Source organism: Flavobacterium sp. (assembly GCF_035760125.1).
Classification (GTDB): domain Bacteria; phylum Bacteroidota; class Bacteroidia; order Flavobacteriales; family Flavobacteriaceae; genus Flavobacterium.
This window is the reverse complement of sequence record NZ_DASTTN010000169.1, coordinates 1-9914: the sequence shown is the minus strand read 5'-3', so window position 1 is coordinate 9914 and position 9914 is coordinate 1. Positions and strand designations below refer to the sequence as shown.

At 33.6% G+C, this 9914-nt stretch carries 7 protein-coding genes and 1 pseudogene; 1 reads left to right on the top strand and 7 read right to left on the bottom strand.

The genetic code is table 11. The features are described from left to right. The 4 genes and pseudogenes from VFS71_RS06570 to VFS71_RS06555 all read right to left on the bottom strand — a co-directional run. Positions 1-2424, bottom strand: a pseudogene (locus VFS71_RS06570) (gliding motility protein); the annotation flags it as partial. Positions 2425-2446: 22 nt separating this feature from the next. Continuing rightward, a complete protein-coding gene (locus tag VFS71_RS06565) occupies positions 2447-4780 on the bottom strand; it encodes a choice-of-anchor L domain-containing protein (protein ID WP_326400115.1) in 2334 nt (777 codons plus the stop codon). Between the two features lie 13 nt (positions 4781-4793). Then, positions 4794-5630, bottom strand: coding sequence for an ABC transporter permease (locus VFS71_RS06560; RefSeq protein WP_326400114.1), 837 nt, complete (start codon positions 5628-5630; stop codon positions 4794-4796). A 59-nt stretch (positions 5631-5689) separates the two neighbouring features. After that, positions 5690-6586 carry an ABC transporter ATP-binding protein gene (locus VFS71_RS06555; RefSeq protein ID WP_326400113.1) on the bottom strand — a complete coding sequence of 299 codons (897 nt, stop codon included), beginning with the start codon at positions 6584-6586 and terminating at the stop codon, positions 5690-5692. Positions 6587-6788: 202 nt separating this feature from the next. Here VFS71_RS06555 and VFS71_RS06550 point away from each other — a divergent pair, with 202 nt between their 5' ends. Next, the gene (locus VFS71_RS06550) at positions 6789-7856 is read left to right on the top strand and encodes a hypothetical protein (protein WP_326400112.1); all 1068 of its coding nucleotides are present in this window, start codon (positions 6789-6791) and stop codon (positions 7854-7856) included. 19 nt (positions 7857-7875) lie between these two features. Here VFS71_RS06550 and VFS71_RS06545 read toward each other — a convergent pair whose 3' ends face one another. The 3 genes from VFS71_RS06545 to VFS71_RS06535 all read right to left on the bottom strand — a co-directional run. Further along, positions 7876-8118, bottom strand: coding sequence for a hypothetical protein (locus VFS71_RS06545; protein WP_326400111.1), 243 nt, complete (start codon positions 8116-8118; stop codon positions 7876-7878). A gap of 214 nt (positions 8119-8332) precedes the next feature. Continuing rightward, positions 8333-9391 carry a nucleoid-associated protein gene (locus tag VFS71_RS06540; RefSeq protein ID WP_326400110.1) on the bottom strand — a complete coding sequence of 353 codons (1059 nt, stop codon included), beginning with the start codon at positions 9389-9391 and terminating at the stop codon, positions 8333-8335. A gap of 88 nt (positions 9392-9479) precedes the next feature. After that, the coding region (locus VFS71_RS06535) for an IS1096 element passenger TnpR family protein (RefSeq protein WP_326400109.1) at positions 9480-9914 on the bottom strand (435 nt) is incomplete at its 5' end.

The following is a 9914-nucleotide window of genomic DNA, read 5'->3' as shown; positions in this document are numbered from 1 at the left end:
TGTTATGGGTTCAAAAATATCATCCAGTCCATCTAGATTAGCGTCAATATTGGATAATGGTTTAAGAGCTTTTAGGACTTCAATAATATCTGATATACCGTCGTTGTCTGAGTCTAAATCCACTTGATCTGGAATTCCATCACCATCTGTATCTTTAGGGATGCAAGTCGCAATAAGTTTGAAAGTTGATTTGTTTCCAGCTATATCCAGTAGGTTTTTATGGGTAATTTGGAAAGATTTGGTTTGATAAGACTGAAATTTGAAGGTTCCACTTCCAGCTGAGAGAGGAACACTACCATTTAATCTAAAACGAATTTCGAATGATGAAAACTGTGTAACGCCACTTTCATAAATTCCATCATAATTGGTGTCAATCAATAATTGATTGGTTGGGTTCAAAACGGTGATTGTTTTATCAATGTCTGAATTGACGATGTATTCTGAATTTGTATTTAATAAATCGGCCGTATTTGCAGTTGAGACATACTCTAAACTAAGATTTATGGGTTTGGCAAAATTCAAATTATAAGTTACCGAAAATCCTTTTCCAGCCATGACTTCGGTAACAAAACTACCATCTGTGTTTCCGGTAAAAGGAATTGCAGCAGCGGGTGTAGTATTGGTAATAGAGCCAGAAAAAGAATTGGAATAAGTTCCAGTTGTTACAACTCCCGAATTTGGATTGGAACTATTTATGTTTTGGTTGCCAAAGGATTCAGTACAATTTAATATCCCGTCGTTATCGTAATCAATATCGATATTGTCATTGGCTAAATCATTGTCATTGTTTGTAGGACATTCGCTTACTGGAATTTTATCCGAGAAAACATCACTGATGCAGCCCGAGATACTGCCTTTTACTTGATAAAAACCGGGCAAGGTTGGAGTGTAATTATTATTGGTAGCCAATGGAATCGTAATATCATTTTTATACCATTGAAAAGAATCGTAGGAGGATAATGTGTTGATTTTTAAAGATACGTTTGGTATGCAAGAGGAATTGGCTAATGATATTTTTCCGGTTACAATTTCGGGTTTCAAATCAAAACCAGAATAATAACCTCCATAAGTTGCTGCACCGTTTGTTCCAAAATAGGAAACATATACTTGTTTGGTTGATTTTACAGCTATATTTCCAGATAAATCAGATACGGTATAACGCACGAATTTTGAATTCCCTGTAATAGCAATCGGAGGAGAAGCAATGGGATTATTGTTTAATAAAACAGTGGCCCCAGATTCGGTTACAATATTTAAGATTCCATTAAATGATGTATTTCCTATAGATTGAATTTGCGGAATATTGTCGACAGTATTGGGTGTAGAACAATTTATAGGAGGAACAAAAAATAAGTTTTGATTGGCAGGAGAGTTAGATCCTCCAATACATTGATATGCAAAAAGATTTTCGGTTGCGGTAAGATATAAATTTCCATTGACGAATTGGCTTCCGTCAAGAGCAATGTATTCTCCTTTATTAAGTGTTTTGAACGGTGTAGCATTGCCATTGAGGAAAATTTGGGTATTATCGGAATGGGCTACAAGTAAAACACGTTCTAATTCATTGCTTCCAATTCCTTTTACAAATACATACTCTTTTCCTGTTTTTTCCAATGAAACAATTTGGTCAAAACCGACATCCCTTCCAACAGGAATCAATCCACCTCCATTTGGATTTAATCCCATTTCTGTACTGTTGCTTCCTCCAAACGAACCTGAGTTGACTACAACTGGTTTATCTGAGGTTACTAATGCGCCAATTATTTTTGAGCTATTTGAAATGGTACTGCCATCATTATAATTCTGTAATGCAAGTACATAACTTTCGTTTTTATTCAAAGTAACAGTAATTGGCCCGCTAACAGTAGCTCCATTTAAAATTTTAGTTCCGTTTTGAAGGTTTGAAATGGTGATTTTGGTTCCGTTTTCCGTGGCAAGTATAGAGGCAAAATTCAATAATGTTGGATCAAAAAGGGGATTCAACATTGCTCCTAATCTAAAAGTGGTTCCAAGTGCACTATTCCCTTTGGAAACCAATCCTCCTGAGTGATTATAACCTCCGTTATTGTTGATTCCAGCATTGACTCTGGCACTTACATAGATTAAATCTTCGGCTTCTATTACGTATCCCTTATTGGCTACAATTCCAGTGGAGGTTATTGGAGTGAACAGTTGTGTGTTATCTCCAGTCCCAATACTATAGCGATAAGGATTATTACTGTTAACGGTTCCATAGATGACGGTTCCGCCATTAGAAATTATTTTAAAGTTTACATCGGTAAGACTCGGAGTCGAGATGTATAAATATTGGTCTTCAACAAGTCCAATAGCAGAAATTAATGGGGGAATATAATGGGTTTTACTGAATTGAGAAAAGCAATTTAAGCTGAAAAAAGTTATGAGGACTAATAAGGTATTTTTCATTTGTTAAAAATATTGATAAAAGCTATCTTTTTAAAGAAAAATGACCTTTTATTATTTTTCCGTCTTCAAAAGTTACAGTGAACCAATAATCATCAGCAGGAAGGTTTTTTCCAGTATATGTACCGTTCCAGCCATTGTTTATCGCATTTAATTGTTTTAATAATTTTCCATAGCGGTCAAAAATAATTATGGTTGATTTTGGTAAGGCATCCAGATTTTGAATTTTCCAAGTATCATTAAATCCGTCATTATTTGGGGTAAAGAAACGTGGATAATCTAGCACATAGACTTTATAAGGAACGGAAACTCCACAACCATTCTTGTCTCTCACAGTTGCCCAATAAATTCCTGGACTGAGACCATTAAAAACGGGACTGTCTTGATAAAAATTACCGTCTAACGAAAATTCATAATTTCCATTGCCAGAATATGAAATTGAAACGGAGTTTTCGGATCCAGCAAAATCTGAAACTGTTACTTTAGTGATAGTTCCAATACCAGAAGGTTTTACAATATATTTTTTTGTTTTTTGACACCCGTCTGAATTTGTTACTGTCACGGTGTATTCACCAGAAGATGTCACATTTGTTGTATTGCTCGTGTCGCCGTTACTCCATAAATAGCTGGAAAATCCACTGTCAACAGTTAAGTCTTTATTGGCTCCATCACATAGTCCAGTTGTTTCGTCCTGAAAATTGGGTGGATCAAAAGTGTTTACGACAAGGGTTTCAGGAGTAATTTTATAACAATCTGGACCATTAACAATTCGAGCATAAATTATTTGTTGATTTGGAATAGTATTGGTAAAAAGATTGGGTAATTGATTTTTTTGCGCAATGGCATCGGTTTGATTCAGGTAATATTCAACGGTCAATCCGGGAGCCAATCCACTAATTACTTGTGGTGTGACTTTGGCATTCAAATCAAATTGGGTTATTCCGTCCAGCAATGCATCAGTATCACAACTTTCTATTGGATTTTGTGTTGAGATGGGGTTGTTTGATATTGATAAATTCAATTCGGCATAATTGACACAACCAAAGTCATTACTCACTCGGGCAGTAAGGATTTCATTTGGAACCGAATTAGTATATGTTGATGGATTCTGTATTGGATTAGTTTCATTTTGGGCATCAGACAATGATTTATAATAGACCAATTTTGTCAGTTTTGGATCGTTGTTTTTAATGATGTTATCTACTTTGGTTAAATCAAATACTGAAATACCATCCCCATTATCATCGCATTGGTAGAGGGTTGTATTCTTTAAAACGATTTGAGGAGCATATTCTATTTTTATTTCATCTTCGGCAGTACAGGTCGCGGGAGATAAAAGGACTTTTACTTTATAAGTGCCAGCAGCAGTAACAGTAAGAGTTGGGTTTGTTTCACCTGGAATTGGAGTTGTAGAACCGTCTTTATACCATGCATAAACATAAGTTGCAGGGAGTTTAGTATCAATTGTAAAGCTTTCTCCGTAGCATAAAGGATTATTTGTTGCGGAAGTACGATCTGGACCTAAGTCGATATCTGCCGAAAAACTTCCCGCCTCTAGAAATATGGCGGAATCATAATATTGGTATTTATCATCGGCAATTACTAATTTGATATGATATGTTTTACCGATAATTACATCAGTATGGGCATTCATTTTTACAATTTGTCCACTATAATTGACTGGACTTGACGCGTTATTATAACCGCCAAAATAGGATTCATTTACAGCTGGACAACCAGGATGGGAGGTTCCTAATGCATCTACTACATCATTTATGGTAGGATGGACATTTTTGGAAGATACTGGAGTTGTGGTTCCAGGTAATACGGCAATATTCGTATAGTTATCTGTACTTCCTTTTTCCTTAATCAGAAAAGCAAAAGCATCTGAAAATTGGCAGGGAAAATACAATTGGTATTCATTGGATGCAAAAATATAATTGAAACTTATGGAAGTGGTTAAAGGAACAAAATCAAATTCGAGCACTGTGGCGTTAATGCTGTTGATTCCTAATGTTTGATCAAGATCGGAATCACCAAGCCATGAGCTATTCCCAGTACCTCCGCCGTTTGTGTATGGGCCTATTGCTTCTTTACTGGTTGAGGTAGATAATATAACACCTTCTTTAATGGGGAAATTACTAGTTCCGGCATTGAAATAACCATAACTGTTTTGACTCGTTGTAAAGGTATCTCCCCTTGCATTGGAGCTTAAAACATTGGCGCATTTACTTTTTACCAAAACAGTCTCAACCAGTTCTTGAGCAGTTTTGGTGTCATCTACACTAATATACTGAGCACTTGCAGCAGTAGTGAAAATGTAGAGTATTAAAAATAAAAGATTTTTTATACTGTTCATAGAAACAAATATACTACAAATCTCTGTTTTTTAATATTCTATAGGATAGGAATAGAAAGATAATCGTCCAACATAAAACGATTACAATTGCCGAAAAAGGAACACTGTAATCTTTGAGGTTTTCAACGCCCATTTGGTCGCCAATTGATTTAATAAGTGATAATCTAGAAAAAGGTTCTAATATCAAATTGGACATTGCTTCCAAAGGGAAAAATTGAGTGATATAACTTGCCATTTTTCCTTCAGGAAATAAACGAAAGTTCAAAATCCCTTTTGCTATGGCTTCGACAATATTCCAAACCAATAAAAATCCCAACGCAAAAGCAGATCTTTTTACCAATATTCCCAAGAATAAACAGAAAGAGAAAAATCCAACCAATTTTATAAAAAAAGCTAAAACATATTCCAGATCAGAAAAGACAATGCCAATTTCGGTATAAGATGAAAAACTGTAGCCTAGAATTAAAGTCATTACAAAAACAAAAACAGTTGAGCATAATGAAAATAATACTATGGTTACGAATTTTGAGAGTATAAATTCTTTCTTGCTCAATCCATCAATTAGATTCTGTTTTAAAGTGCCATAACTGTATTCATTTGCCATCATTGAAACAATTACGATAGCCAAAAAGAGTTTTAAAATTGCCGCAATATAAGTGTTGAAATGCCAGATATAGGGAAAATTAAAAATACCCATTTCGGCAATCTGAAAATGAATGTTACCAATATTAAATTTAATCGAGGCAATCAAAGAAATAAAGGAAAGCAATATAAAATAGGTTAGAGTCAGCACACGACTGGCTTTGTTCAACCATATTTTTTGTAATTCTATAGAGAGTAATCGTTTCATGTTTTTAATTTTAGATTTTAGAATTCAGGTTTTAGATTTAACGTTGGAATTGCATTTCGCTATTGATTCTTGGTTAATTCTAAAAATTGCTCTTCCAAGCTGTTTTTGCGTTTTACCAGATGGCTTAAACAAATATTATTGGAAAATAGAAAGTGATTCAAATCTTTTGATTCTAATTTTGTTTTTAAGTAAACCAAAACTTTTCCTTCTGATGTAGTAGTTTTTTCAATTGCCGGATGAGTTTTTAATACTTGAATTAAATTATCAGTATCATCCGCCTGCAATTCGAAGAATCCTTCATTGGCAGAAATACCATCAACAGGACCCGTATAAAGGATTTCACCTTTTCTTAAAACCATAACATGGGAACATACTTTTTCGACTTCGTCTAACAAATGTGAGGCCAATAAAATGGTAGTGCCTTTTGAAGCAATTTGTTTTATGATGTCCCTTATTTGATGAATCCCCTGAGGATCTAATCCATTTGTTGGTTCGTCCAATATCAAAATCTCAGGATCATTCAATAGGGCAGAAGCAATGGCTAAACGCTGTTTCATTCCTAAAGAAAAAGTACTGAATTTGCTGTCTTTTCTATCATTGAGACCTACCAATTCTAATTTCTCCTGAATTTTGGAGTAATCGATGTTTTTTATTTTACAAACCAATTTAAGGTTTTCTTGAGCGGTCATGTAAGGATAAAAATTGGGTCTTTCAATAATTGCTCCCACTTTTTTCAACGCTTCGTGTGTTTGAAGATTTCCGTCAAACCAACTGTATTCGCCAGAAGTTTTGTTAACTACGTTGAGAACGATACCCAAAGTAGTCGATTTTCCACTTCCATTAGGGCCTAGAATACCATAAACATTGCCTTTTTTTATTTCTAATGAAACATTTTTTAAAGCTTGAAGACTGCCATAACGCTTGTTGAGGTTATGTATTGAAAGAATTGTTTCCAAATTAGTAAGTGTTTTTTGTATAGGACGAGTTTGCTTTGTTTTTGTTACTCGAGGGGTTCGATTATTTTCGATATGACGAGATTTTATAGAACAACATGAAACTGTTTAGTTGCTTAAAATCAAATGTTTTTATTGATTTAAAAAGGCAAACACCTTGAATAAATAGCCGTATTGATGTAAATTTGTAACAAATCTACCTGAAATGAGTGAGGCGCCTTTAATGTTTTTTAAAAAACCATGTTATCCTATAAATAGTTCATTGATGAATTATCTCGAGCGATTTGATCTTGTATCCAAAGAACCTGTCATTTATGATGATCTTTTGCGATTTTCGGGAGCAATAAGTGTTTTTGATAAAAATGATCAGGATACCTTGTGGATTAGGGTTTATTATAATGAGTTCGAACGAAAAGAGATCGATTTGAATCTTAAAAAAGTATATTCATTATTGTATTCTGATGGGAACACAGATATTTTGCAATACTTGAATGTGGATGCAATTGACTATTGTACTTTTGGAAACTCAAAGCCATTTAGAATAAAAGTTAGAAATATTTTGAATGACAACTATACTTATTTTTATATTAAAAAAGCGGATGCATCCAGAGTTTATGGTTTGGAATTAGAGCATCTTCTATCTCCATACAAAATTAATTTTTTGGTATTTAAAGATACTCTGATAGAAGAACATATTACTGGAATTCCAGGAGATGTTTTTATGCAAAATTTATTGAATAAATGTACGGAAACCGAAAAAGCGCAAATAGCCAAAGAATTTGTGAAGTTCAACGAACGTTGTATGATTCGTTTATTGGGAGATATGAGATCTTATAATTACGTTGTTATTCCTATCCATGATTTTGATCAAGTTGTCTATAAAATTAGACCAATTGATTTTGACCAACAATGTTATGAAGGAAATTTTAAAGTGTATCGACCTCAGTTTTTCAAGGAAAATTATCCTATGATCCAAAATATAAAGAATAAACTTCAGGATCGATCCATAGAACAATATAAAAACGAAGAGCGATCTGCATTGGCCAAAAGAATTAATTCAGCCGAAAACAGAATTAAGATTCTGATGAAAATTATGGGTAATGATAATATTTCCACAGATGAAAATTTGAGTCACCTGAAACTGGAATTGTATCGTTACACGAACGACATGAATTTTAAAAATGCAAAATCAATGGGGAATGTATTGAGTGCCGCTTTCGAATTTGTTACCCGAAATTTCAATAGCTCCAATTTATTCAGACCAGGGTTTTAGTGAAAATATTTAGAAAAAATTACATTGATGAAAGGCGCTTTCTTGTGTAATGATTCAATAAAGTTTCATTTATATTTTTTAACTCAGGAGTTAGAAATGTTTTTCTGTCTTGTAAATCATTGGTTAATTCAACCTGACAAACGGTACATTTGTATTCTTTGAAATGACTAGTTACGTTTCTAACAGTCACTATTTTGTGACCAAAAATTGAACAGGCTGTCTTTTTATCTACAAATTTTGACATGAAATCTAAGAAGCTCATAGCGTGTGTGTTATAAATTTTGACAAACGTATAATAAAAGCATTTATTATTCAAATAAATCCGATGAAATGCATGTTTTTTATCTTAAAGAAGTGTAAATCTTACAATAATGTTATTTATATAAAACCTATAGAGTTTGTTGTTAAAAAAATCCCCAACTACCTAAGCAGTTGGGGATTGTGATTTGATTGAAATAATTCTTTATCAGTACTTATTAAGACTTCTCTTCTTTATTGAAATAAACCAAATAGTAATACATCTGTTTTTCTTCGTCCCATCCTTTTTCCACAAATTTTTCGGCACTTTCAGGATTGATAAAATCCATTTTGATCTGGATATGGGTATCTAGGTTGATTACGTTCTTAATTGATTTTCTGGCATCACTCACAGCTGCATTCGCAATCGGGAAAGAGGTTACATCTTCAATGCTGTATTTTTCTCCTTTGTCAACTTTGTAATTTTTAAATTCAGGAATTAAATCTGGGTTATCTAATACTTCATTCAAGAAATTAGTTTCTTCAAATTGATCGTTTTTTGCAAAATAATTTACTGAACGGTTCATAAACATTACCTCTTCTTTTTTGTCTTCGGCAGGGAAAACAACGTCTTTGGCAAAATTTTGACAGAATTTCAAGTATTTTTTGGTGATGAAATTTTCATCTTCAAATGCATCTACGGATAGGAAATGCTCCAACCAATATCTGGCATCATAACGATTGCTGTCTACCGATAGAATTTTGTATCCTTCTTCTTTTTTGTAATTAAAAATCAAACAACCTTTATCCAGTTTGTTTAAGCTTACTCCATGCTGTAATATCATTTCCAATTGCGTTCCTTTTTCTTCAAACTGTAAAAAGTCGGATTGGATTTCGCTTTTGAAAATACCGATAGCATCGACTACATTATTATCAATACTTAAATTGGTTAAATAAGTTACATATACCTCACCATTTTTGATATGTGGATGGTTGGACTGCTCAAAAAGGTGATTGGTTATCTTTTTGGAAACATCATGCAAACTATTTGGATTGCTGAAAATTTCAGTTGCATATTTAAACATGTCATTGTAGTCCAAATCTACTTCGTGAGCAAACTGAAAATAGTTTTCTTCTTTCTCCTTAAAAGGTTTGAAGAAAAACTCCTTCATCAAAGGCACAATCTCATCGTTTAATTTAAATGGTTCTTCCGATAAAAAAAGAGGCTCGTTACGACTCATGTTTCCCACACGGTGTATGGATAACGTTTCAATGTGCGTGTTGTACAGGTTGATCATTTATTTTTAAGTTTAGATGAAAAAGCCAAGAAAAAAGACAGAATTAAAGTCTTTACTCTTGGCTCTTGATTCTTATTGTCGTTTTGTTTTAATTCCAATTCTCCTCAAAGCCGTAGTCTTCAAAACTATCGTCTCCTTCGAACATGTCTAGGTCGTCTTCGTCTAAATCGTCTTCAAATTCGCCATAGATGTCGTTATGCATGTCATCGGCTTCAAAGTTTTTCTCGAGGGCTTCGTCTGGCATTTCTCCGTGAGAAAATATAGTTTCAGGATATGTATTACCAACAACTTGTTCTTCAATAGCAGCCAATTCTACTAAGAAAGTCCACATATTGATAAAGTCGTAAACATAAATAATCTTAGTATTTTCCTCGTCTAATATGTCAGATAATTGATAGTCACTCATGATTTTTTGTTCGCCGGGAACGTCACCTGTATCAAACATAGAAATCTCATCTTCTTGATTCCAAGTTTCGTCACAGGTATAGAAAGAAGCTACTTCCATTCCGTCAAAACCAAATGA

Bases quoted from the DNA above. Each gene is read 5' to 3' on its own strand.
- VFS71_RS06565 (WP_326400115.1), bottom strand. From the start codon at position 4,780: ATGAACAGTATAAAAAATCTTTTATTTTTAATACTCTACATTTTCACT.
- VFS71_RS06540 (WP_326400110.1), bottom strand. From the start codon at position 9,391: ATGATCAACCTGTACAACACGCACATTGAAACGTTATCCATACACCGT.
- VFS71_RS06560 (WP_326400114.1), bottom strand. From the start codon at position 5,630: ATGAAACGATTACTCTCTATAGAATTACAAAAAATATGGTTGAACAAA.
- VFS71_RS06550 (WP_326400112.1), top strand. From the start codon at position 6,789: ATGAGTGAGGCGCCTTTAATGTTTTTTAAAAAACCATGTTATCCTATA.
- VFS71_RS06545 (WP_326400111.1), bottom strand. From the start codon at position 8,118: ATGAGCTTCTTAGATTTCATGTCAAAATTTGTAGATAAAAAGACAGCC.